This is a genomic window from Neobacillus massiliamazoniensis, from assembly GCF_001048695.1.
Classification (GTDB): Bacteria; Bacillota; Bacilli; order Bacillales; family Cytobacillaceae; genus Neobacillus; species Neobacillus massiliamazoniensis.
This window is the reverse complement of sequence record NZ_CVRB01000004.1, coordinates 337,890-361,931: the sequence shown is the minus strand read 5'-3', so window position 1 is coordinate 361,931 and position 24,042 is coordinate 337,890. Positions and strand designations below refer to the sequence as shown.

The following is a 24,042-nucleotide window of genomic DNA, read 5'->3' as shown; positions in this document are numbered from 1 at the left end:
GGATTCTGTGGCTATTTCTTTAATGTTAGGTTGTGTTAAAGGTCATTGTTGATTTCTGAAACTATGTTGATTGGAGCGGAAGCGCGAGATCCTCGAAAATGCCATCGCATTTCCTTCGTGCGGTGTTGATTCAAGGATGCTGATTCAACGTCCTGCGGGAGTACGGGGCAGGGGGAGACCCCACAGGCGCTAAAGCGCCGAGGATGCCCCCCGGAACGCCCGCGGAAAGCGAAGCGCCTGAAGTGCAAATCAACAGGCAAGTTTAACACAGCCTAATGTTATAATGAAAGAAAACAATGAAGGAGATAGCAAATGCAACCAATCCGTGTAATGATCGTTGAAGACGATCCCATGGTCATGGAGATTAATACTGAATTTGTTTCCAAACTTTCGGGCTTTTTGTTAGTCGGGAAAGCTTACAATGGAAAGGAAGCAATCTCGTTAATAAACAAATTCCATCCAGATCTTGTTCTATTAGATTATTTTTTACCAGACACAAATGGGCTTTCCCTTTTACATACCATTCGGGCCGAGCACCAACCAATAGACGTGATTCTACTTACAGCGAATCGAGAGCCGCACCATATCCAGGAAGTGCTTCGGGCAGGGGTTGTTGACTATATTGTGAAGCCTTTTCACTTTGATCGTTTTCAAGCGACCTTAGAGCAGTATCGCCTAGCTGTAAAAAAATATAACGAAAACAAGCAGTTTGATCAGGCCGATATCGATGCAATAACTGGAATTCAGTTAAATAAGCCAGAGTCATTTTTTGAAGAATTTCTTCCAAAGGGGTTAAACGATCGGACGATGCAGCAAATCCTGCAATTTTTAGAAGGACAAGCCTTACCTCTTTCATCTGAAGAGGTTGCATCCGGTACAGGACTTGCAAGGGTAACCGTCCGTCGCTATTTGGAGTACCTCGAAAAAAAGGGCGACATTGCTCTGGAAATTCAATACGGCTCTGTTGGCCGTCCGATAAATAAGTACAGGCGCTGAGAACTGCTCGGATAAAACATTAGGAAAGTGGGGAAGGCTGTGCCGAAAAAAAAGCCGCGATTTAGTCTGCAAACAACCATTACCTTACTTGTCTGTGGCGTTGTTGCCTTGGCTTTATTTGTAACAGACTTTCTAGTTAGTGAGAAAGTCGGCAGCTCTACGCAAAAACAGCAGGAGGATAAGGCTCTTAATATTGCCAGAATGACGGCTCATTCCCCTATTATTGTAGAAGCGCTTAGCGGGCAGAGGCCAGAGAATGATATTCAAGACTTTTCAAAAGAAATGACAAAAATAACGAAGGTAGAATTCATCGTCGTTATGGATATGCAGGGGATAAGGAAATCTCACCCTAATCCGCAGCAGGTTGGTTTACATTTTGTTGGGGGAGATGAAGGCCCTGTTCTCCATGGTCATGAACATATTTCAACTGCCAAAGGGACGTTAGGGTATTCATTACGTGCCTTTACCCCAGTATTTTCTAAGGATGGAAAACAAATTGGGGCTGTTGCTGTAGGGATCTCCCTTGATCAGGTGAAGCAGGATGTAAATAACAGCAAAAACGTGATTTATTTAGCCGTTATCTTCGGGGTACTGGTGGGAGTGGCAGGTGCAATTACGTTAGCGCGAAAAATTAAACGCAGTATGTTTGGACTTGAACCTTTTGAGATTGGAAAATTACTTGAAGAACGCAGTGCCATGCTGCAGTGTACGAAAGAAGGGATTCTGGCGGTTGACCAGGATGGCCGGATTACGCTGATTAATAATGAAGCAATCAGGCTATTTGAAGAAGCAGGGATTAAGGATGATCCTGTCGGGCATCTTGTCGAAGAATTCATTCCACTGTTGCATTTAAAGGATGTGCTTGAAACTAGAAGCCCAAGAATTAATGAAGAAGTTAATTTATCAGGTGTTACCCTGTTATCGAACCATGTGCCAATCATTGTAAAGAACGAAATCGTTGGTACCATTACGACGTTTCGCAATAAGACAGAAATTAACCAGTTAGCAGAAGAGCTTACCGGCGTAAAGCTCTATGCAGAAGCTTTAAGGGCGCAGTCTCATGAGTTTATGAATAAGCTGCACGTTATTTTGGGTCTTGTTCATTTGCGGCATTATGATAAACTTGCTGATTACATAAACCAAATTTCAGCCCATCTTCAAAATGAGGTCGGCTATATCGTTAATAAAATAAAGGATCCAGCCTTAGCGGGATTTATTCTTGGAAAAATGAGTTATGCAAGGGAACTAGGTGCGGAACTATCCTTTACAGGGGAAGGAATTTTACCTGAACCAAGAAATCCGGAAATGACTCATGAATTAATTACGATTTTAGGAAATTTAATTGATAACGCCTTAGAAGCGTTAACAGAACAGGCTAACAAAAAGCTATCAGTTCATTTTGAAATTTATGATGAAAAACTTTTATTGGAAGTAGCTGATAATGGTTCTGGAATGAAAGAAGCAATTGCTGCTGAAATATTTACGAAAGGCTTCTCTACCAAAGGAAAGAATCGTGGGATAGGACTTTTTCTAGTCAAACAGAGCTTGGAAAAAATACATGGTGAGATTGAACTTTATTCTGAGCGCAACAAGGGGACAAGGTTTATTGTTTCGATTCCATATCAAAAAATTTAAAAGACAAAAGAAGGAAGACGACATGGCAATTGGAACAGGTACACTGCCAGAATCGCCTTCCGCTTTTCTTATTGTCTAGCTCTAGCGCCTAGGGGCTCGGGGTCATAAGCCAATCCGTCCTGAAGGTTAAAAAGCAACCTTCATGCCGGCTCGTCTTATGCCTGTCGCCCCTGATCAAGGCGCTTCCGCTTTTCCTATTGTCTCTAAGTTAAAAATTCGTAAACTGCATCGTTTATTAACTCATATAAATCCGCCGTCTGTTCTTTTTCCTTCGCCAAAAGAATTCGTTGGGCCAGTTCCTCTAGTTCTACTTCACTTATCGGCAAAGAATCTGCTTCACAATATTGCTTAAAACACTTTTTAATCATTTTGACAATCAGTTTTTTCTCCATTTAAAGCACCTCTCACCGATTATACCGCATTTTTATCTTTTATCCCGCATTAACGGGCAGTAAGACCCCCACCTCAAGATTAAGAGAGAAGCGAGGAAGATAGGTGGGTGATAACTGCCTAATCTAGCTGCAGGCGTTAGGGGCTCGAGTCATAAGTCAAAGTCATGTTGAGGCAAGGAGCGCCTCACCATGACTTCGCCTTATGCTAGTCGCCCCTGAGCAAACGCCTTTCGCTTTTTGTAGTAAAAGCCCGATTGGTGAGATACAGTGAAACTTGCCGCTGCGTCCTTCAGCGGCCTAGTTGAACCAATCGAGTTCGTACTATCTCTTTATCAAGGCGTTAGCCTTGATATTAGAGATAGTAGAACGGGACTAACCATCAGTGGGGGATGAAGAAAACCCCCACTGATGGAAGTTTCACTTTATCCGCATTTAGAAAAATCCATAAAATTCCCATTGAATACGAACGCATATTCGCTTAAGATAAGAATATACTATTAGGGAACAAATGTTTGTGTAAAACTGGAGGAAAGGATATGGTCGATTACAGCACAGTGCCGCAAAACAAAATTTTATGTGTCGACATGAAGAGCTTCTATGCCAGTTGTTCGGCTGTTATGGAGGGCCTCGATCCGTTGAACTGCTACTTAGCGGTGGTTGGCGACAAGGAGCGGCAGGGAAGCATCGTACTTGCTGCTTCGCCGCGTTTGAAAAAAGAATTTGGCATCAAAACCGGGTCCCGGTTGTTTGAGATTCCAAAAGACTCCAGAATTATCATTGCTGAACCGAAGATGGCTACCTATTTACGCATTTCAACAGAAATAACGCGTGTGTTCAATCGTTATGTTCCAAAAGAAGCAATCCATGTGTATAGTGTCGACGAAAGCTTTATTAAAGTTGATGGTGCCATGCATTTATGGGGCGATGCACAAACTATCGCTCGGAAAATAAGAAATGATATTGAGCGTGAAATCCAGCTTCCGTCTGCCGTTGGGATTGGCCCTAACATGTTGATGGCAAAGCTATGCCTTGACCTTGAAGCAAAAAAATACGGGGTTGCTGAGTGGACGTATGAAGATGTTCCACACAAGCTTTGGAGTGTTTCACCGCTCAGGGAAATGTGGGGAATCGGTCGCCGTGTTGAAAAAACCTTAAATGGCATGGGCATTTTTACTGTTGGTCAGCTGGCTCGATACGATTTGGACAAATTGGAGAAAAAATTTGGGATTATGGGAAACCAGCTTTATTACCATGCTTGGGGGGTGGATCTTTCGGATTTGGGAGCACCCATCATTCAAGGGCAAATCAGCTTTGGAAAAAGTCAAATTCTTCTTCGTGATTATAAAGAGGAGGAGGAAATCAAACATGTCATTTTAGAAATATGTGAGGAGGTAGCACGAAGAGCACGAACACATCGAAAAGCAGGAAGGACGATTAGTCTTGGCATCGGCTACAGCCAGGATGAATTTGGCGGCGGCTTTCATCGCTCGAGAACCATCCAGCAGCCGACCAATGTGACGATGGAGCTTTACCGAGTTTGCTTAGAACTTTTTCACGAGCATTATAGCGGAAAGACCGTAAGGCAAATCTCGCTTTCCCTTGGAAACATTGTCGATGACCGTGAGCTTCAGCTCGACCTTTTTGACAGGGGTGCCTATAAAAGGAGGGACCTCGGATATGTGGTCGACTCTATTCGCAGACGTTTTGGTTCAGGCTCCTTATTGCGAGCCGTTTCTTATACCGCTGCGGGAACAGCCAAGCACCGAGCAACACTAGTTGGCGGGCATAAAATGTAATACGAAAAGCGGAAGCGCCTTGGTCAGGGGCGACAGGCATAAGACGAGCCGGCATGAAGGTTGTTCTTTAACCTTCAGGACGGATTGGCTTATGACCCCGAGCCCCTAGGCGCTGGAGCTAGACAATAAGAAAAGTGGAAGCGCCTTGATCAGCCCCGACAAGCATAAGACGCTTCCAAAAAGAAGGCGTTTTTTGCCTTCATTTTGGAGGTGGCTTATGACCTCGAGGGGCTAGGCGCTGGAGCTAGACAATAAGAAAAGTGGAAGCGCCGTGGTGCTGAAGCTAGACAGTTATCATAGAAAGAAGGAAAAGCATATGATCCGCGACCGTGGAGGAATCAAATGGACGTCGATGATGCTTCCTGAGCATGTGAAATTACTCAGGGACTGGGTCAAAGAAGACCAGTACAAAGAGAAAAGTGAAATGGACGAACAGCAGCTGGAACTTATGAACGACACCCTGTCTGAAGCAATGGAATTTGATCAGCTTGTCACAATTACGCATTATCACAATCGGAATTACGAAATTGTTATTGGCAAAATCCATTACTGGGATGAATTGTCGCAAAAGCTTCATATAGTCGACCGATTTGAAGAGGTGCATGGCATTTCGATGGGTGATATCGTTGATATCCGGATAACAGATAGATAAAATTTAAGCGGTCTCCATAAGGGAAACCGCTCCTTTTAACTTATTCTGCTTTAGGAACCCGAACTTGAGAGTCAAAATTTCCTTTATGCGAGCCGTCGCAAAAAGGTTTGTTTTTAGAGAGCCCACAGCGGCAGAGGGAAAAGGATGGCTTTGTTTCATAAACATTGCCTTCTCCGTCAAGAAGCTCCACATCGCCAGTAATTCTAAGCGAACCATTGTCGTTTACTTTAATTTGAACCTTTGACATAACTAACACCCCCTTCAAAAAGTGAATCCTCCATTTGAGACTAAATGGAATAAAAGGAAAATGCAATTAAAAAGCTTTCAGTAAGCAAAAAAACAAGAAGCTAAAAAAACATGTGATACAATCATCATATGCCAATAAGAGGGGGCTTTAAACATGGAAATCACAATAACGGAGATAGCAGCTAAGAAAATAACCGAGAAAGTAGCAGGCCAAGAAGGTTACCTAAAGCTAAAATACGATACAGACGGCTGCGGCTGTGCGGTAAATGGTGTTATTGCAATGTGGTTTGTATCGAAATTGAATGATGATGACATCGCAATTGAAACGAATGATCGGACGATTTATCTCGAAAAATCAAAGGTCGTTTTTTTCGACGAACAAATGAAAATTGACTTTTCAAAAGCAACTAATTGTTTCCAATTAAAAAGTCCGGGGCAAATCTTAAACGGACACATGAGTTTAGTCATAACGACAGAAAAAACAGACTAATCCAACTCGGATCGTCTGTTTTTAAGGATACGCAGATAAAATTCAATATTCGCAGATATATTAGGTAGAATCACAGATAAATTGAAAAATTCGCAGATTTCCTGTAATTTTCCGCAGATAAAGATTTAAGCAGGGGCATGGACAACGTATTTTTGCAAAAATTCATCAATTATTCGTTCATAGTCGGCGCGATTTTCATTAATGGACTCAGCGTGACGGCCATGAGTAGCAAGAAAAAGCATTTTCGGGCCCTTTTTTTGCTTAAATAAGGCTTGCGTCATTGCAGGCGGAATAAAATCATCGTCTTTACTATGGATAAACAAAATGGGTTTTTTAATATTTTTAATCACCGATATGGGTGAGACATACTGAAGTGAATAATTGTCGCGCAAGCGCAAAATAAGATCAGCAATGGGAATCAACAGCTTAGGCGGAAGTTTGAAATCTTTTTTTAGGAGATAGGCAAGCTGTTCTTGAAAATCAGAAAATGGGCAATCAGCGATGTAAAAATCGGCACCATCCTCGAGCATCCCCGCATACAACAGCATGGTAGCAGCTCCCATCGATTCACCATGAATCCCGAGTTCAAGATCCGGTCCTTTTTCTTCTTTTAGCCAGTCAACAACCGACTTTAAGTCGAATTTTTCATAGTAGCCATAGCTTGTTGTTTTTCCGCCGGATTCCCCATGGCGGCGATGGTCATAAATGAGAGCATTAAAACCGCGCTCTAAGAAAAGATTCATATATTTAATTGAATTGAATTTTGTTTCCGTGACGCCATGAGCAATAATAATATAACGGTTAGTTTGGTGCGGCTCTGCAATTACCGCTTTAATGTTATAACCAAAGGAAGAAGGAATGATTACTTCTCGTTTCGGAAGCTGCATAAATTCTTCAGGATGGTACCTGCCTGCTTCTGTTTCCCGTTGTAAAATAAACTTCTCATCCTTCTTTTTCATATACATGATTCGGTTTGTTAAGTATAAAGCGAGAGCCAGCCAGAAAAATAAAATGATAAATAAGGTTCGAAATGTCTTCTTCATAAGTGGTACCTCCGAACGATAAAGTTAATATAAATGCAACTCGTAGATTGGCGGATTAAGATTATAAATTAGTAGGTAAGAAAAGTACAAGATGTTATATTTCCAAGTCTTTTGCAATATATCATATGAAAAAAAGCCGCTAGAATCATTGCGGCTTTTTTTCACTGGATAAGAAAGAACAAAAAATTGACTTCGAGAATTGTCTAGCTCTAACCCATGACCAAGGCGCTTCCGCTTTTCTTATGATTGTTCAGAGTTTTGTCGTTTCGTCGGGTGAATAGCTTTTTTTACCTCTTCAACCGCCATCATCCGGCTACCGGTACCTGCTGATTCGGCATAATTCTTTCCCATTTGGCTGTTTCCTTTATCTCGTTTCTGACTCATGAAAAAATCTCCCTTCAAGGTAGTATCACCTAATAAGATGTATTAATGGGAGAGTTTTATACATTAGATTGAGCAGAAAGCCTATAATAGCCACTGTCAATCGTCCGAGATAGATGAGGACGAACAATTTCAATCGCAGCAACTAATTTTTGTAAATCAACACCCGTTTGAATTCCCATTCGATCAAGCATATAAACGACATCCTCTGTGGCAGCATTTCCCGCTGCCCCCGGTGCAAACGGGCAGCCTCCAAGACCACCGGCAGACGTATCAAAGCGATCAATACCTGCCTGAAGAGAAGCGAGTATATTTGCAAGGGCAAGCTTGCGGGTATCGTGAAAATGGGCTGTTAATAATGTTTCAGGGAAGAGCGCTTTTAATTGTGAAAACAAGGGATAGGCTTCAGTTGGTGCGGCCATCCCGATCGTATCGGCAACGCTTAATTCATCCACACCTGCCGCGACAAATTCACGACAAAGCTGAATCGTGTCCGTTTCACTGATTTTTCCTTCATAAGGGCAGTAGAAAGAAGTAGAAATACAGGCACGAACGAAGTATTCTTTTTCTTTTAACTCTCTTATGATCGGCCTCAGTTCCTCCATGCTGTCCTTCGTCGTTTTATTAATATTTTTTTGATTAAAGGTGTTGCTTACACCAACAAATACGGCAACAGCCTTGCAATCGGTCATGTAAACACGGTCAATTCCTTTTCGGTTAGGTGCAAGCACAATGTTTCTTTCATTTGGATTGAGACATTCTGCCACGATTTCCGCAGCATCCCCCATTTGCGGCACCCATTTCGGCGACACAAATGATGTTAATTCCATTTCCTTAAGCCCCGCATTCTTTAACCCGGAGATAAATTGTTTTTTTACAGCAGTAGGTACAAAAAGTTTTTCATTTTGCAGTCCATCGCGCGGGCCAACTTCGATTATTGTTACTTGTTGAGGTAAATTCATCATCATGTTCCCCTCCCACTATTCATACCTTCATTGTAGAGGTATTAATTTTAAAAAATCAAGAATAAATAGAATTTTGACAAAATTAAAGGATTTTTAATACTTCTAATAGAAGTAATTAAGGTGAAAAAGGTGGAAGGGGAGAAATTCAATGAGCCAAACAGAAGTAGTCATTGTCAGCGCTGTTCGTACTGCAATTGGAAACTTTAATGGCAGCTTGAAAAACGTATCTACACCTGATTTAGGAGCAATTGTCATAAAGGGGGCACTTGAGCAAGCGGGAGTAAAATCAGAACAAGTGGATGAAGTCATCATGGGTAATGTTTTGCAGGCAGGCATAGGTCAAAATCCGGCACGGCAGGCGGCAATAAACGCGGGTATTCCTGAAAGCGTTTCCTCAATGACAATTAATAAAGTATGTGGTTCAGGATTAAAGGCCGTTCATCTTGCCATGCAGGCGATTTTAGCAGGGGAGGCAGAAATCGTCGTAGCCGGTGGGATGGAAAATATGAGCCAGGCCCCTTATATATTAAAAAATGCCCGAGAAGGCTTTAAAATGGGCGACCAAAAGTTAATAGATACCTTAATATCAGATGGCCTAACCTGTGTGTTTAATGGCTATCATATGGGAATTACTGCAGAAAATCTAGTAGAAAAATATTCAATCACTAGAGAGGAACAGGATGAATTTTCAGCATGGAGCCAGGACAAGGCCGTGACTGCAATCGAAGCAGGAAAATTAAATGAGGAAATTGTCCCGGTTATTATTCCGCAGCGAAAAGGTGAACCAATCGTGTTTGAAACGGATGAATATCCGAAAAAAGGGATGACGGCTGAAAAATTGGCGGGAATGCGTCCAGCGTTTAAAAAGGACGGTACGGTAACAGCAGGAAATGCTTCGGGGATCAATGACGGGGCGGCTGCTGTCGTAGTGATGAGTAAGAAAAAGGCGGATCAACTAGGTATTAAACCATTGGTGACCATCAAAGCGAATGCTAGTGCCGGTGTAGACCCAAGCATCATGGGAATCGGTCCAGTGCCTGCCATACGAAAAGTTCTTGAGAAAGCTTCACTTTCAATGGAAGACATCGAATTAATTGAAGCAAACGAAGCATTTGCAGCACAATCTTTAGCAGTTGATCGTGAACTTCATTTTAATAAAGAAATTTTAAACGTAAATGGCGGCGCCATCGCGCTTGGTCATCCAATTGGTGCAAGCGGGGCAAGAATTCTTGTCACCTTAATTCACGAAATGAAGCGCAGACAGGCGAAACTAGGCTTAGCTGCCCTCTGTATTGGCGGGGGCCAAGGAGTAGCAACGGTTGTTGAATTAATGTAAGGGAGATATGAGCATGAAAAAAATTTGTACTTCTTTTCAGGAAGCAGTTGCCGATATTCATGACGGAGCAACCTTAATGGTGGGGGGCTTCGGGTTGTGTGGAATTCCGGAAAATCTTATTTTAGCTTTAGCAGAAAAAGGGGTAAAGGATCTAACGGTCATCTCTAATAACTGCGGGATTGACGAGTGGGGGTTAGGATTACTATTAAACAATAAACAAATAAAAAAAATGATCGGCTCCTATGTCGGTGAAAATAAAGAGTTTGAAAGACAAGTTTTATCAGGTGAACTCGAAGTCGAACTGACACCACAAGGAACATTGTCTGAAAAAATTCGAGCTGGCGGAGCGGGTATTCCTGCATTTTATACTCCGGCCGGGGTTGGCACACCGATAGCTGAAGGCAAAGAAACAAAGATGTTTAACGGGAAAGAATATCTGCTCGAAGAAGCGCTGACAGCAGATTTTAGTCTCGTCAGGGCCTGGAAAGGCGACAGGATGGGGAATCTTGTCTATCACAAAACGGCAAGAAATTTTAATCCGATGATTGCCGCCGCCGGGAGAGTAACGATTGCAGAAGTGGAAGCTCTATATGAAATCGGCGAATTGGACCCGAATTTCATTCACACGCCTAGTGTATATGTTCAAGCAATCGTGGAAGGAAAACAGGAAAAGCGGATTGAACGGTTGACAGTTAGAAAATAGAGAAAGGAGAAGAAGTGATGGTGATTGACAAAGCTACGGTCAGAGAAAGAATTGCGATAAGGGCAGAGAAGGAAATCGAAGACGGTTTTTATGTAAACTTAGGGATTGGTATGCCAACCCTTGTAGCCAATTATATTTCGGGAAATAAACAGGTTGTCTTGCAATCGGAAAACGGCCTGCTCGGTATCGGACCCTATCCTCATGAAGGAGAGGTGGACCCGGATTTAATCAATGCTGGAAAAGAAACGGTAACAGCGATCAGCGGTGCGGCCTACTTTGATAGCGCTGAATCTTTTGCGATGATCCGGGGTGGACATATTGATCTCGCAATCCTCGGCGGAATGGAAGTATCCGAAACGGGCGACCTTGCTAACTGGATGATCCCAGGAAAAATGATTAAAGGAATGGGCGGTGCCATGGACCTTGTTCACGGAGCTCGGAAAATTATTGTCATCATGGAGCATGTGAATAAAAGCGGTGAGTCGAAAATATTGAAAAATTGTACGCTTCCGCTAACAGGAAAGGGCGTCGTCAACCGCATCATCACCGAACGAGCCGTAATGGATGTAACCGATTCCGGGTTAAAGCTCGTTGAGGTAGCAAAAGGATTTACGGTTGAAGAGGTTGTAAATTCAACTGAAGCGGCATTGACTGTTGATGAGAATGTGTTAATAGAGGCTTATTAAATAGGATTTGTATTTTTAAAAAGGAATTTAGTAACAGACCAATATGACTCGTGTTGGTCTGTTATTTATGTTATAAAGATTCCATTTAAGAGGAAAAGCGGTCACCAATAAAGTGTTTTAGTGACCGAAATTTAGAAAAAAAAACAAAAACAGTCACCAAGAGGGTACTTGGTGACCAGCAATAGCCTGTTTTCCAATCAAATTAATTAGGCATCTCAACGGTCTGTTGCTTTGCAGCCTGTTTTTTCTTGTAGGCAACTGGGTCAAATCGTGATGAACCTGCAAAGCATGCTGAAAGAAAACCAATCACGGCAGCACCGACTAAGAACCAGAAGCCAAGATGAATCGAATCACCCAGAGCATTTTTTAACATGGTCAAAACTTGCTCTGGGATCTGTCCGCCAGCACGCAGCAGGACTTGCGGATTCGTGAACATCTCTAATTTTTCCGCTGGAACGCCCAGCTTTGGAGCTCCGCTTTGAATGGCTGTTTCCATGTGCCTATTTACTAAAGCTGCCATGATAGCCGTACCAAAAACGCCGCCAATGGCCCGGAAGAAAGTAACCGTCGAAGTGGCAATTCCTTGATATCGCTCTGCAGCCGATACTGTCACTGCGGTTTGGGCAATAGGCATCAATATACCGATCCCGGCCCCAATGACTACCATATCCAAACGGACAATCCATTTATTCGCGTCTAAAGGCATATTTGTCATGAAAAACAATCCAACTCCAGTTATCAGCATCGAAGCAAGCATATTGATGCGCCAGCTTAATTTTGTCATTGTAAAACTGCTGATCGATGCTCCGATCATAACGGAGAACATCATCGGTGTAACGGCATTTCCTGCATCACTAACATTGCCACCCAAGCCCCCTTGGACAAAAATGGGGATATATAAAAGGGAGCCAAACATCACGACACCTTGAATAAAAGTCACCAAACTTGAGGAAGCGATGACACGATTTTTAAACAAGCCCAGCGGTAAAATCGGTTCTTTTACTTTCATTTCTGTCACGAAGAATGAAATGATACTGATTACCCCGATTGTGAACAAGCCAAGAATCTGCCAAGACAACCAGCCATAGTCTACGCCACCCATTTTTAGCGCAAGTAAAATCGAAATCGTTGAAACAACTAAAAGAATCGAACCTAGATAATCAATATGTTTCTTTTCCTCATTTTTCTGTTCAAATAATGCCATTGAAAGAATGATGAATGAGACAATTCCGAGCGGCAGATTGATATAAAAATTCCAGCGCCAGTTTAGATGTGTCGTAATGAATGATCCTAATGTCGGTCCAATAACCGAACTTAAGGCAAAGACACTCATAAACAATGCTTGGAATCTTCCAGCTTTATCCTGCGGCATTAAACCAAAAATTAACGTAAACGTAATCGGCATCAGAAAGCCTGCACCAATTCCTTGAATACCTCGAAAAATGATAAGCTGCTCCATCGTGGAAGCCGCTCCACACAAAGCGGAACCTCCGAGGAACAATAAAAGACCTGTCAGATAAAATCGTTTTCTCCCGTACATATCAGAGAGCTTCCCAACAATCGGCATGACCGCCGTTGAAGCAAGCATGTAGATAGTAAATACCCAGGAGATCAGATCAAGCCCCCCTAATTTTTCCACAATCGTTGGTAGTGCTGTTGTGACAATTGTTTGATCAAGTGAAGATAAAAACATACTGAGCAGCAAAGCCCCCATGATCCAGTTAACGCGATTTTTTTGAACTGATTTCTCCATCGCTCATCTCCCCTTCATTAAATTAAAAGGCCTTTAAACAAAACATCCATTGTTTGTTGAATGTATTCTTCCGTTGCCGGATCCTCAGGTCCGATTCCTTTTTCAGTAATAGTGAACATGGCTCCTGAGATTCCACCCCAAAAAATTTGTGAAAATAAAAAAGAATCTCCAGTTCGAATCATTCCTTGGTCCATGGCCTCTCCAAACGTGTCGGCTAGAGGCTGAAAGATATTAAGGACAAAGTTTTTAGAAATTTTATCGGCTCTCTCTCCAAAAACTGCGGGTATGTCCTGATACAGATCGCGGAAGAAAAAAACCATTTTCGGGTTGCGTACAGCTGTGTTCAAATAGTGAAGGGCGTACAATTGTAATTTTTCAAGTGGTGGCTGGTTCGTTTTTAATCTAGCACTGACAAATTGGATCGCTGCCGCTAGCGCACCTTCAAACAATGTTTGAAATAACTCATGTTTATCTTTGTAGTAGTAATAGACGAGCCCACGGGCAATCCCTGCCTTTTTCGCTATTTCGCCAATTTCGGTTGCTAAAAATCCTTTTTCTATATACACTTCACGGGCTGCATCGAGAATTTGCTGTATTCGTTGCTGCCTAATTTCCTCATTTTGTTCAGGTGTTCTCGGTGACACTTTTATCACTCCTTTTAAATTGACGTTCTTGTCAATTTAAAATATATGTTATTTTGACGCGTACGTCAATATAAAAAATATAAATTTTTCCAAATTGTGCGTTTGCCTACTATTTGCTGAGTGGAGAGCGGTCCATGATATAATAGGATGAGAAATTGTAATAAGGAGTGGCGAGAATGAAAAAACATTCAAAGCAAAAACATCAACCAACTAAACCGAAAAAAGACGAATCGGCGGTTACGCTTAAAGATATGATCAATCCCGAGTTAATGAAACAATTAAAAGAACAGCAGGATCAGCTTAAAGCAGCAGAAGAAAAGCGGAAGGAAGAAGAGGAGCGAAGAAAACGGGAAGAGAGAAGATTAAAGGAAAAAAACAAATCATTCGAAGAGCTCTTAAATGAGAGTGGGATGAATTGGCAGGAGTTTAAATAAATTATAAAGCTGCCTTTGCTTTCATAAGCAAAGGCAGCTTTTTTATGTTAAGTAATAAATTTTCTTTTTTCCACATTTTTTCAACGAATCTTTTGAATCCTGCCCTTGTTTTAGCTTGATAATAAAATTACACCAACTTGTTCTCAAAAATTTTTAAAATAAGGTGGTAGCCATGATTAACCGCAATACACGAGTAAATTGGATTGTACTTTATTTATATTACCTGTTGATTTTGCTTTTCCTATTCTTCATGTATGGATTCAATAATGCAAATGCCGGAGCCTATATTTACACTGAATTTTAATTGTGGAGGTAGCTTTTAAATGAGAATGTTATCTAAAATAAAAGACTTTGCCTTCACACACCCAGAAGCAAATGCTTTTATTTCCCCAAACAAGGAAATCACATATGGCGACCTTTGGCGGCAATCTGAACAAGTGGCCAGGTATATACTGAAGCAAAACATTGGCTCAGGTTCGCCTATAATAGTTTACGGGCATATGGAACCGGAAATACTTGTCTGTTTTTTGGGAAGTGTTAAGTCAGGGCATGCTTATATACCGATAGATATCTCCATTCCTTTCGAGAGAATCGACCGAATCTGCAAAAGCTCTGAAGCGGAATTACTTATCAATGTTTCCGGTCAGCCAATGCCGCTAGAAAATTCGTCAATTCGAATGATTACATTTGAAGATGTGGAAGCAATGGCTGTTGATTCGGAAGACACAGACGCAGAGAAATGGGTAAAAGAGGATGAAAATTTTTATATAATTTATACTTCTGGCAGCACTGGCAATCCAAAGGGTGTGCAAATTTCGGTCAATAATCTTCAAAGCTTCGTCGATTGGATGACAGAGGATTTTCCGATTACGGGGGGACTTCGCTTTTTAAATCAAGCACCGTTCTCCTTCGATCTTTCGGTGATGGATCTCTTTCCAAGTCTCGCGACTGGTGGCAGTCTGTTTGCGATTACAAAGGAGATGATTGCAAGACCGAAAATTTTGTTTGAAGCCTTAAAAAAATCGGACACTCAAGTGTGGACTTCCACCCCGTCATTTGTGCAAATGTGCTTAATGGACCCATCCTTTAAGGATGAATTATTGCCAAATTTAACGGTTTTCTTATTTTGCGGCGAGGTTTTGCCGGTACGAATTGCACACCAGCTCATGGAAAGGTTCCCGAAGGCGAAAGTTTATAATACGTATGGTCCGACTGAGGCGACAGTGGCAATCACCTTTGTAGAAGTAACTAAAGAAATGCTAACTCAGTATGAAGCTCTTCCAGTCGGTAAAGCCAAAAAGGATATCAAATTGCTGCTGCTAAATGAAGACGGGAGGGAAGTGCCGGAAGGGGAAAAAGGGGAAATCATTATTATCGGTCCAAGTGTCAGCAAAGGGTATTTGGGCCAGCCAGAGTTAACGGAGAAGGCCTTTACTACCATTAACGGCGAAAGGGCCTACAGGACCGGCGATGAAGGTTACTTGGAAAAAGAACTTCTTTTCTATAAGGGCAGAAGGGATTTTCAAATTAAATTACACGGTTACCGAATGGAATTAGAAGAAATTGAACAACATATTGCCAAATCATCATTAGTGAAAGCGGTAGTGGTTATTCCCGTTTATAAAGGGGATAAGATTGAATCGTTAACCGCTGCGATTGTACCGGCTAAACACGATTTTGAAAAAGAATATCAGCTTACCGGGGTGATAAAAAAAGAACTTGCTGAAAAACTTCCAGCTTATATGATTCCAAAGAGGTTTACGTTTTATCAAGAACTGCCGATGACCCCTAATGGGAAAATTGATCGAAAACAAATACGAGAAAAGGTAATCCTATGACACCATATGGCAGCTTTCTATTCTTTTTTATATTAGCAATTCTGTTAGCGCCCACTGTTATTCTTGGTTTATATGGGAAAAGGTTTCAAACCTATAACATCATCATAACGATTATTGTGCTGGCGTTTATCTTTTCATCGCATGTCAGGGAAACCTATGCACTTCTCTTATTTACGGTTTGGCAGGTGTTATTAATAAAGGGCTATCTTGCCTACCGAAAAAGGGCAAACAACGGGATTATTTTTTGCTTAGCCGTCATCCTGTCAATAGTTCCCTTGTTGTTATCCAAGCTGTCACCTTTCTTGTTAATACAGAATTGGTGGGGTTTTCTTGGAATTTCGTATTTAACCTTTAAAGGCGTGCAAATGATTATGGAAACAAGGGATGGCCTTATTAAAACCAATATTCCTCTTGTTCGCCTGCTCTATTTTCTCCTTTTCTTTCCAACGATATCTTCCGGGCCAATTGACCGCTATCGTCGCTTTGAGAAGGATTTACACACAGATATTACAAAGGAACAATATAAACTTTTTCTATATGAAGGAATAAACAAAATATTTCTTGGTTTTCTCTATAAATTCATCATTGGTTATTCAATTAATCATTATATTATTGCTAATCTCGGCTCTATCGCTCACAGCGCTTTCCAGCAGCATCTTTTTTATATGTATACCTACAGCTTCTATTTGTTTTTTGATTTTGCGGGCTATAGTGCGTTTGCAATTGGTGTCAGCTATATTATGGGCATTAAGACACCGGAAAACTTTAATAAACCATTTATCAGCCGTAATATGAAGGACTTCTGGAATCGCTGGCATATGACACTTTCTTTTTGGTTTAGAGATTATGTATTTATGCGCTTTGTCTTTTGGATTCATAAGAAAAAATGGATTAAAAACCGAATTGTTATTTCCAACCTAGGTTATATTTTGTTATTTTTGCTGATGGGCTTTTGGCATGGATTAGCGGTTCAATATATTCTTTACGGAATTTACCACGCCCTTTTAATGGTTGGTTATAATTCATTTGAGAATTTTAATAAAAAGCATAAATGGTGGCCGCAAAACAAATGGACACATGTCGCCGCTGTCATTATCACGTTCCACTTTGTTTGTTTTGGATTTTATATTTTTTCAGGACATTTCATTCATTCATAAAGGGGGATGACACAAATGGAATTTGAACAACAGGTGATTGAGCTTGTGACGGAAATATGCCAGGATGATGTTGTAAAGGAAGATCCCAATATTGATTTATTTGAAACCGGACTTCTTGATTCCTTTGGAACGGTAGAACTGCTGGTCCAAATAGAAGAACGTTTCGGGATTACCGTTCCAATCACAGAATTCGACCGAGAAACTTGGAATACTCCCAGAAAAATCGCTCAGCAGCTGGCTAATCTAAAATGAAAAAAGCTTTATTTTCACCGATAATCGCTGCATTTCTTACTTTATTACTACTGGTTATTGTTCCGAATGGTTGGATAGAGGGTTTGATCCCGACGAAACAAAGAGTAAGCCAGGCTGCGACCCAGTTGAATCCATTAATGTTTCAAGGAAAGTATATCCAGACAAATATGCTTCAAGATCCGCGCTATTTGCCCATATACGGTTCATCTGAGTTAAACAGGCTTGATGAATTCCATCCATCCAATTACTTTAAAGAAAATAATATTGGCTTTACACCTTTTCTAATTGGTCAGGGCGGCTCGATTTCTTTGATTCATTTTCTTAACTTTGCTGAGCATATCGACGGGCTTAAAGAGAAGAAGCTTGTTTTTATCGTGTCACCGCAATGGTTTCAGCTGCAAGGGGCTGATCCGTCCCACTTTGTTCCGAATTATTCTTCTCTCCAAGCGTATGATCTTGCTTTTAACAAGGAGCTTGACCCAAACGTGAAAAAGATGGCGATGAAGCGATTGTTACATATGAGGCCGGTTAGAGACGATCTTATGCTCTCAACACTTTATAACGGGGAAATTTCTAATAATCCTTGGGAAAAGAGAAAAGCAGCATTGGTTCGTCCATTTGCCTATATGTACAAAGGCGTATTGGGGAAAAAGGATTTATATTACGCATGGTATGGAGGTAAACCTCATTATCCTCGGCAAATCAATCCAGAGGTGCGCAATAAATCATGGTCGGAATTAAAGAGTGAAGCAGATCGAATGGGGCGACGGCAGTCGACGAATAATCCATTTTTAATTATTGATTCTAAATACAATAAATTTAAAAATCGAGTGCGTTCATATAGAGGCACCAACAAGGGCCGTTCTTATGGGAAATCTGTAGAATACTATGACTTTCAGCTCATGCTTGATGTTTTAAAGCAGGCGGATGCAAAACCATTATTCGTTTCGATTCCCGTCAATGGAAGATGGTATGATTATATTGGCTTTCCTAAGAGCGGACGAACAACTTATTACAAGCGGATCAAACAGCAAATCGAAGCAGCAGGGTATCCGGTTGCTGATTTCTCCGGCCATGAATATGATCCTTATTTCATGAAGGATACACTTCATATTGGCTGGAAAGGATGGGTATATGTTGATAAGGCAATTAATGATTTTTATAAAGCAGACAAAGGCACATGAATAAGAAACGAAACCTAAAAAGTACAGCACCCAAATACGCTGGGTGCTGTTCCTATTTTTCTGTCCATCTCTATCAACGATGCTCGATATAAACATTTGCATTTGTCAGCTTTTTAATCATGGCAATCTCATCATTAGTCAGCGGATTGCTTCTGACTGCTGCGGCGTTACTCTTTACCTGTTCCGGGCTGCTGACCCCGGACACAACTGAAGCAACAGCCGGGTTTGCTAAATTATACTGAAGTGCTATTTCGGTAAATGGGCGCAAAGAGGCAACCCTTTCCTTTAATGACGGCAAAATTGTACGTAATTCATTGGCACTATAATCTAAATACCCTTTTTCCGAAATCTTTTCCAGCATTTTATCACTTAATAACCCCTTCGCCACAGGTCCACGGGTTACAACACCAATACCATGTTTGTGAAGCAGCGGCAATGCCTCTTCCTCAGGTCTGCGATCTAAAATACTGTATTGCATCATGACCGAAACAATCGAAGACTTGCCCACAAATTCATGAATGACATTCGGGCGAATTGAAGAGATGCCATAATAGCGAATTAATCCTTCCGCTTTTAATTCTTCAAAAGCTTCAATTGTGTCTTCAATTGGGTCCTCGATGGTGCCGCCGTGGAGCTGATAGAGATCAATATAATCAGTACCAAGTCGTTTCAGGCTGTTTTTTACCGCTTCTTTTATGTACTCCTTCGAAGGGTCCCATGACCAGCCTGTCCGATCGTGATTCCAACGATTACCTACTTTTGTAGCAATAATCACATTTTCACGGACCCCTTTTAGGGCCTGTCCTACTATTTTTTCATTCTCACCAAAATCGTATAAATCGGCTGTATCAAAATAATTGATGCCTTCCTCAAGAGCAGCCTCGATGATATTCCGAGCCGTTTTTTCCTCTGTTCCAATTGACATACAGCCGAGCCCTAACTCGGTCACAAGCAAATCTGAATTTCCGAGTCTTCTTTTTTTCAAAAAAATCCCCCCGTTCTTTTTCTATCATTTTACAAAAAATTCGGGGAAGACTACAATCGGAAGAACTTATTTTTGCTTAACATTTTGAACCCAATCGGAAACATTGAGATAATCCTTATTATATTCTTTTAATTTTTGCAGCACTTCCCAGCCTTTTCCGACTAGAACGATTCCTTTCTCATGTACGAATAACTTCATCCCATATCCCTCCAAATAAAGTATGATAAAATGTATGAGCATGAGATAGCGGATTAGAACAGGAGTTGACAAAAATGACAGGTCTTGAAGAAAAAACACTCAAAAGTGAAGAGATTTTTTCAGGAAAAGTAATCAGTTTACATTTGCAGGATGTTGAACTTCCAAATGGCAAGCAATCGAAACGAGAAATTATAAAACATCCAGGTGCAGTTGCGATTATTGCCCTTACTGATGACAATAAAATCGTATTGGTCGAGCAATATAGGAAGGCATTGGAACGCACTATTGTAGAAATCCCTGCAGGAAAACTGGAAAAAGGGGAAGAGCCTGCTCTTTGTGCCCGAAGAGAATTAGAAGAGGAAACAAGTTATGAGTGTGAAAGCTTGGAGCTGTTAACCTCTTTCTACACGTCACCTGGATTTGCCGACGAAATTATTCATGTATTTTTGGCTAAAGGACTGACAAAAAAAGAAAATCCAGCTGCCCTTGATGAAGATGAATTTGTGAATCTTGAGGAATTGACACTTGAGGAAGCTCTTCAATATGTTAAGGAACAAAAAATTTATGATGCTAAAACAATTTACGCTGTTCAATACTTGCAATTACAAGAGGCGTTACATAAGTGAACCGCTATTATGTCGATTTGCATATCCATATCGGTAGTACGTGGACAGGCAAACCGGTTAAGATTACCGGTGCGAAATCATTAACGTTTACGAATATCATCGAGCATGCACGCCATGAAAAAGGGCTGAATATGGTAGGTATTATTGACAGCCATTCGCCGGAAGTCATTCACGAAATGGAGAGCCTGATTAAGAGCGGTGCCATCTATGAGCACCCAGACGGCGGCCTAGTATTTGGTGATTTAACCGTCATACTTGGGTCTGAGCTGGAAATCTATGATGAACAGTGCAACGGGCCTATTCATCTACTTTGTTATTTTCCAACCCTCGCCATCATGAAAGAATTCTCTGAATGGCTTTCCGGAAATCTAAAAAATATCCAATTAAGCTCGCAGCGGGTGTACGTAACAGGCCGGGTTTTGCAAAAAAAAGTAAAAGACCTAGGCGGAATATTCATTCCCGCCCATGTTTTTACCCCATTTAAAAGCTTGTATGGAAAAGGAGTCAATCAATCTTTAGCGGAAGTACTTGATCCTAGCTTAATTGATGGCATTGAACTGGGGCTTAGCTCAGACACTGATATGGCCGATCAATTGAAAGAATTACATTCCTATCCTTTTGTCACGAACTCAGATGCTCACTCCCTAGCAAAAATTGCTCGTGAGTATCAAGTGATGGCCATGGAGGCACCAACGTTTAAAGAATTACAAAAAGCATTAAAAGGGGAAGCTGGACGAAAGATCATAGCGAACTACGGTCTTGATCCATTACTTGGCAAGTATCACAAAACCGTTTGTGCGGAGTGTTTACATCAGGTAGCAAACGATGACCAATTATGCGATTTATGTGGAAGCAGCAAAATCATAAAAGGTGTTGCCGACAGGATTCTGGAACTGAAAACAGCTGAACATGGTGCTGCAGGACGTCCTCCATATGTTCATCAAGTGCCGCTAGAATTCATTCCTGGCTTAGGTGCACGGATGCTTGAGAAATTAGTCAATCACTTCGGAAGTGAAATGGCAATTTTACATGTGGTTCATTTTGAAGCATTAAAAGAAGTAGTCCCAGAGAAAATCGCCGACCTAATTATGAAAGCTAGAGAAGGTAAAGTGAATCTAGCAGCTGGCGGCGGGGGCAAATACGGAAAAATTGCGGATCAATAGTGAAAATGTATATTTTATAAGCCCTCTACGTGAACGAATTTACTCATTATTCCTAAACAGTCCATGTAGAGGGCTTCTGCGTGGACGTATGCCGTCTGTTTTCGGAAAATCGTGAACATTGACAACCTTACGTGCACGAAATCATACTATTTCACTTAAAACGTGCACGTAGACTGCATCTACGTGGACGGAAATATACTATTTTTCTAAACGTGTGCAAGTAGAAAAAGTATACGAGCCCAAAGCAAAACATTATTCCCGAAACCGGCCACGTACACCCTTCAAATGAACGAAAACACACTCTATCCTGGAAACTGTCCACGTATCCCGCCTATAAGCAGAGTTAAACACATTCTTTTTTTCAAGGCTGTATTAAAGTTCATTGTTGATTTTTGAAACTAAATTGATTGGGAGCGGAAGGCGCGAGATCCTCGAAAATGCTATCGCATTTCCTTCGTGCGGTGTAGATTCAAAGATGCTGATTCAATGTCCTGCGGGAGTTCGGGGCAGGGGAGACCCCACAGGCGCTTAAGCGCCGCGGATGCTCCCCGGAACGCCCGCGGATGCTCGCTTCTTGAGCGCAAATCAACAGGCAAGTTTAACACAGCCTTTTTCAAAATAAAGAATAATTAGCCATCTTTTATATTTCTTTTCCTCACTACCTTTTCCAAAGATCATTTCTACATGTCTGTTTGCCCCCGAAATCATTTCTCTATAATCTATTAAATTTTGGTCATAGAATAACTAGACTGGCATATGATGTAGTAACTGATTGAAGGAAATAGGAGGAAACGCAAATGAAGAAACGATTGTACCAGTCCAATGCCGCTAGTTATTTCCGTGAGCATTCCTCAATTTTTTTATTTATTGTTGTTCTGTTCCTAATGGGTGTGATTTTTGGGGCCATTGTCGTCAACAGCATGAGCATTACCCAAAAGGAGGATTTATTCTATTATTTATCACAATTTTTTGGCCAAATTTCTAATGGGAAAGTAGCTGACAATAATGATTTATTTACGCAAAGCTTCCTTCACAACAGTAAATTTATTGGTTTAATGTGGATCCTAGGGATTTCAATCATCGGCCTGCCCGTGATTCTTATTCTCTTATTTATAAAAGGAATGGTTGTTGGGTTTACCGTTGGCTTTCTGGTAAATCAAATGGGGATGAAAGGATTTTTGCTAGCTTTTGTATCCATCCTGCCGCAAAATTTGATTACCATCCCTGTATTTATCATGATGGCTGCCTTTTCAGTCATTTTCTCAATGAGAATGATTAAAAAGCAATTTATGAAAAAATATGCCCAGCCGGTCCTCCCATATTTTAAAAAATACATTTTTGTACTTCTGATCTCCATAGTCTTTATCTCAGCAGCTTCTGGGATTGAGGCGTTTTTATCACCTTGGCTGATGAAAATGTTGATTACTTCTGCCAATCTAAAATAATTCTTATTTAATAGGAAATTAATTTATAATGATTTTATTTTGACACCTTATTGCCATCTGTTATAATGAGAATTAACAGTGGCGAGGGAGGAACTTCGGAATGGAAACTAGGATTGAGAGAATTAAGAAACAGTTGCATTCATCGAGCTATAAGCTGACACCACAGCGTGAAGCAACAGTTCGTGTTTTGCTGGAGAATGAAGAGGATCATTTAAGCGCAGAAGATGTATACCTCCTCGTAAAGGAAACGTCGCCTGAAATCGGTTTAGCAACTGTTTATCGTACATTGGAGTTGTTAACTGAATTAAAAATCGTCGATAAAATTAATTTTGGTGATGGTGTATCAAGATACGATCTTCGTCAGGAAGGTGCCGCCCATTTTCACCATCATCTTGTCTGTATTGAATGTGGTGCAGTTGATGAAATTCAAGAAGACCTACTTGAGGATGTTGAGGCAGTCGTAGAAGCTAGATGGAATTTTATAATAAAAGATCATCGTCTAACCTTTCATGGCATTTGTCATCGCTGCAAGGATAAAGCGGAGGTCGTAGAAAAAAACGCATAGTAAACAAAGGTCCTTTTGGCTGAAAAGGGCTTTTTCTTTTTTTTAGTCTGTGTTAAAGGTCATTGTTGATTTTTGAAACTATGTTGATTGGAGCGGAACGGCCGCGGATGCTCGCTTCCTGAGCGCAAATCAACAGGCAAGTCTAATATAGCCTTTTTTTAAAATAGTCCGACAGTTCAGGTATAAAACATGGACAATCTGGCATACCCTTTACTAGAATGATCTCTAGTTTGGGGGAAGAAGGATGTTTTCTTTTTTTCAAGTTGTGTTTCAAACCATAAAGGTTTTTATTATATTCACTGGGTGCACGATCCTCTTTTATTATGGTATCATGTGGGTAAATGAAGAATATCAAAACTATCATCAATATGATAAGCCGCGAGGGGATGCAGTAAAGGTTTCCAATGCAGTGGAAGAAGAGGCCTCTTCCATGCTGGACCGGCTGAAACTGTTTTATTTAAATGGGGAGTAGAGAGT

At 41.0% G+C, this 24,042-nt stretch carries 28 protein-coding genes; 19 read left to right on the top strand and 9 right to left on the bottom strand.

The genetic code is table 11. The features are described 5' to 3' along the window. Positions 1-312: 312 nt before the first annotated feature. A complete protein-coding gene (locus BN1082_RS19655) occupies positions 313-996 on the top strand; it encodes a response regulator (protein ID WP_090637300.1) in 684 nt (227 codons plus the stop codon). 39 nt (positions 997-1,035) lie between these two features. Next, positions 1,036-2,631 (top strand): DcuS/MalK family sensor histidine kinase, encoded by a 1,596-nt coding sequence (dcuS, locus tag BN1082_RS19650; protein WP_090637298.1) that lies wholly within the window; start codon positions 1,036-1,038, stop codon positions 2,629-2,631. A gap of 203 nt (positions 2,632-2,834) precedes the next feature. Here dcuS and BN1082_RS19645 read toward each other — a convergent pair whose 3' ends face one another. Beyond that, on the bottom strand, positions 2,835-3,023 hold the full coding sequence (locus BN1082_RS19645; RefSeq protein ID WP_090637296.1) for a YqzH family protein: 189 nt from the start codon (positions 3,021-3,023) through the stop codon (positions 2,835-2,837). A 536-nt stretch (positions 3,024-3,559) separates the two neighbouring features. Between BN1082_RS19645 and BN1082_RS19640 the strand changes: the two genes are divergently transcribed. Together BN1082_RS19640 and BN1082_RS19635 are read left to right on the top strand one after the other, a co-directional pair. Then, entirely contained in the window at positions 3,560-4,819 is a 1,260-nt protein-coding gene (locus tag BN1082_RS19640) for a Y-family DNA polymerase (protein ID WP_090637294.1), read from the top strand. A gap of 316 nt (positions 4,820-5,135) precedes the next feature. Further along, the gene (locus BN1082_RS19635) at positions 5,136-5,471 is read left to right on the top strand and encodes a YolD-like family protein (protein WP_090638440.1); all 336 of its coding nucleotides are present in this window, start codon (positions 5,136-5,138) and stop codon (positions 5,469-5,471) included. Positions 5,472-5,511: 40 nt separating this feature from the next. Here BN1082_RS19635 and BN1082_RS19630 read toward each other — a convergent pair whose 3' ends face one another. Next, complete coding sequence (locus BN1082_RS19630) at positions 5,512-5,718, bottom strand: CDGSH iron-sulfur domain-containing protein (protein WP_090637292.1); 207 nt, start codon at positions 5,716-5,718, stop codon at positions 5,512-5,514. A gap of 153 nt (positions 5,719-5,871) precedes the next feature. Between BN1082_RS19630 and BN1082_RS19625 the strand changes: the two genes are divergently transcribed. Then, entirely contained in the window at positions 5,872-6,207 is a 336-nt protein-coding gene (locus BN1082_RS19625; RefSeq protein WP_090637290.1) for an iron-sulfur cluster biosynthesis family protein, read from the top strand. A 125-nt stretch (positions 6,208-6,332) separates the two neighbouring features. On the opposite strand, the gene BN1082_RS19620 is transcribed toward BN1082_RS19625, so the two are convergent. From BN1082_RS19620 to BN1082_RS19615, 3 genes are all read right to left on the bottom strand, one after another. Further along, positions 6,333-7,250: an alpha/beta hydrolase gene (locus BN1082_RS19620; protein ID WP_090637288.1), complete on the bottom strand. Its 918-nt coding sequence runs from the start codon at positions 7,248-7,250 to the stop codon at positions 6,333-6,335. Between the two features lie 240 nt (positions 7,251-7,490). Continuing rightward, complete coding sequence (locus BN1082_RS27750) at positions 7,491-7,634, bottom strand: hypothetical protein (protein ID WP_176699876.1); 144 nt, start codon at positions 7,632-7,634, stop codon at positions 7,491-7,493. A gap of 56 nt (positions 7,635-7,690) precedes the next feature. Then, positions 7,691-8,593, bottom strand: coding sequence for a hydroxymethylglutaryl-CoA lyase (locus tag BN1082_RS19615; protein ID WP_425412207.1), 903 nt, complete (start codon positions 8,591-8,593; stop codon positions 7,691-7,693). Between the two features lie 151 nt (positions 8,594-8,744). Here BN1082_RS19615 and BN1082_RS19610 point away from each other — a divergent pair, with 151 nt between their 5' ends. The 3 genes from BN1082_RS19610 to BN1082_RS19600 are packed head-to-tail and all read left to right on the top strand — an operon-like array spanning position 8,745 to position 11,321. Further along, positions 8,745-9,932 carry an acetyl-CoA C-acetyltransferase gene (locus BN1082_RS19610; protein WP_090637284.1) on the top strand — a complete coding sequence of 396 codons (1,188 nt, stop codon included), beginning with the start codon at positions 8,745-8,747 and terminating at the stop codon, positions 9,930-9,932. 13 nt (positions 9,933-9,945) lie between these two features. Beyond that, entirely contained in the window at positions 9,946-10,635 is a 690-nt protein-coding gene (locus BN1082_RS19605) for a CoA transferase subunit A (RefSeq protein ID WP_090637282.1), read from the top strand. Positions 10,636-10,652: 17 nt separating this feature from the next. After that, on the top strand, positions 10,653-11,321 hold the full coding sequence (locus BN1082_RS19600; protein WP_090637280.1) for a 3-oxoacid CoA-transferase subunit B: 669 nt from the start codon (positions 10,653-10,655) through the stop codon (positions 11,319-11,321). 202 nt (positions 11,322-11,523) lie between these two features. On the opposite strand, the gene BN1082_RS19595 is transcribed toward BN1082_RS19600, so the two are convergent. Both BN1082_RS19595 and BN1082_RS19590 read right to left on the bottom strand, forming a co-directional pair. Beyond that, complete coding sequence (locus BN1082_RS19595; RefSeq protein ID WP_090637277.1) at positions 11,524-13,074, bottom strand: MDR family MFS transporter; 1,551 nt, start codon at positions 13,072-13,074, stop codon at positions 11,524-11,526. 17 nt (positions 13,075-13,091) lie between these two features. Then, positions 13,092-13,718 carry a TetR/AcrR family transcriptional regulator gene (locus tag BN1082_RS19590; protein WP_090637275.1) on the bottom strand — a complete coding sequence of 209 codons (627 nt, stop codon included), beginning with the start codon at positions 13,716-13,718 and terminating at the stop codon, positions 13,092-13,094. 176 nt (positions 13,719-13,894) lie between these two features. Between BN1082_RS19590 and BN1082_RS19585 the strand changes: the two genes are divergently transcribed. The 6 genes from BN1082_RS19585 (at position 13,895) to dltD (ending at position 18,583) form a co-directional block, all read left to right on the top strand. Then, complete coding sequence (locus BN1082_RS19585) at positions 13,895-14,152, top strand: YqkE family protein (RefSeq protein ID WP_090637273.1); 258 nt, start codon at positions 13,895-13,897, stop codon at positions 14,150-14,152. Positions 14,153-14,324: 172 nt separating this feature from the next. Further along, on the top strand, positions 14,325-14,456 hold the full coding sequence (gene dltX / locus BN1082_RS19580; protein WP_090637271.1) for a teichoic acid D-Ala incorporation-associated protein DltX: 132 nt from the start codon (positions 14,325-14,327) through the stop codon (positions 14,454-14,456). Between the two features lie 19 nt (positions 14,457-14,475). Continuing rightward, entirely contained in the window at positions 14,476-15,990 is a 1,515-nt protein-coding gene (gene dltA / locus BN1082_RS19575) for a D-alanine--poly(phosphoribitol) ligase subunit DltA (RefSeq protein ID WP_090637268.1), read from the top strand. Then, a complete protein-coding gene (dltB, locus tag BN1082_RS19570; protein WP_090637266.1) occupies positions 15,987-17,147 on the top strand; it encodes a D-alanyl-lipoteichoic acid biosynthesis protein DltB in 1,161 nt (386 codons plus the stop codon). The genes dltA and dltB overlap by 4 nt, the downstream gene beginning before the upstream one ends. 15 nt (positions 17,148-17,162) lie before the next feature. Continuing rightward, positions 17,163-17,399 (top strand): D-alanine--poly(phosphoribitol) ligase subunit DltC, encoded by a 237-nt coding sequence (dltC, locus tag BN1082_RS19565; protein WP_090637264.1) that lies wholly within the window; start codon positions 17,163-17,165, stop codon positions 17,397-17,399. Beyond that, the gene (gene dltD, locus BN1082_RS19560) at positions 17,396-18,583 is read left to right on the top strand and encodes a D-alanyl-lipoteichoic acid biosynthesis protein DltD (protein WP_090637261.1); all 1,188 of its coding nucleotides are present in this window, start codon (positions 17,396-17,398) and stop codon (positions 18,581-18,583) included. Before dltC ends, dltD begins: the two co-directional genes overlap by 4 nt. Before the next feature lie 73 nt (positions 18,584-18,656). On the opposite strand, the gene BN1082_RS19555 is transcribed toward dltD, so the two are convergent. Further along, a complete protein-coding gene (locus BN1082_RS19555) occupies positions 18,657-19,568 on the bottom strand; it encodes an aldo/keto reductase (RefSeq protein ID WP_090637259.1) in 912 nt (303 codons plus the stop codon). Positions 19,569-19,634: 66 nt separating this feature from the next. Continuing rightward, positions 19,635-19,766 (bottom strand): Z-ring formation inhibitor MciZ, encoded by a 132-nt coding sequence (gene mciZ / locus BN1082_RS19550; protein WP_090637257.1) that lies wholly within the window; start codon positions 19,764-19,766, stop codon positions 19,635-19,637. Positions 19,767-19,840: 74 nt separating this feature from the next. On the opposite strand from mciZ, the gene BN1082_RS19545 reads away from it, so the two are divergent. The 5 genes from BN1082_RS19545 (at position 19,841) to BN1082_RS19525 (ending at position 24,037) form a co-directional block, all read left to right on the top strand. After that, entirely contained in the window at positions 19,841-20,392 is a 552-nt protein-coding gene (locus tag BN1082_RS19545) for an NUDIX domain-containing protein (protein WP_090637255.1), read from the top strand. Continuing rightward, positions 20,389-21,555: an endonuclease Q family protein gene (locus tag BN1082_RS19540; protein ID WP_090637253.1), complete on the top strand. Its 1,167-nt coding sequence runs from the start codon at positions 20,389-20,391 to the stop codon at positions 21,553-21,555. Before BN1082_RS19545 ends, BN1082_RS19540 begins: the two co-directional genes overlap by 4 nt. A gap of 797 nt (positions 21,556-22,352) precedes the next feature. Continuing rightward, complete coding sequence (gene spoIIM, locus BN1082_RS19535; protein WP_090637251.1) at positions 22,353-23,000, top strand: stage II sporulation protein M; 648 nt, start codon at positions 22,353-22,355, stop codon at positions 22,998-23,000. Positions 23,001-23,100: 100 nt separating this feature from the next. After that, complete coding sequence (gene fur / locus BN1082_RS19530) at positions 23,101-23,565, top strand: ferric iron uptake transcriptional regulator (RefSeq protein ID WP_090637249.1); 465 nt, start codon at positions 23,101-23,103, stop codon at positions 23,563-23,565. 244 nt (positions 23,566-23,809) lie between these two features. After that, positions 23,810-24,037: a YqzK family protein gene (locus BN1082_RS19525; protein ID WP_090637247.1), complete on the top strand. Its 228-nt coding sequence runs from the start codon at positions 23,810-23,812 to the stop codon at positions 24,035-24,037. Positions 24,038-24,042: the final 5 nt, after the last annotated feature.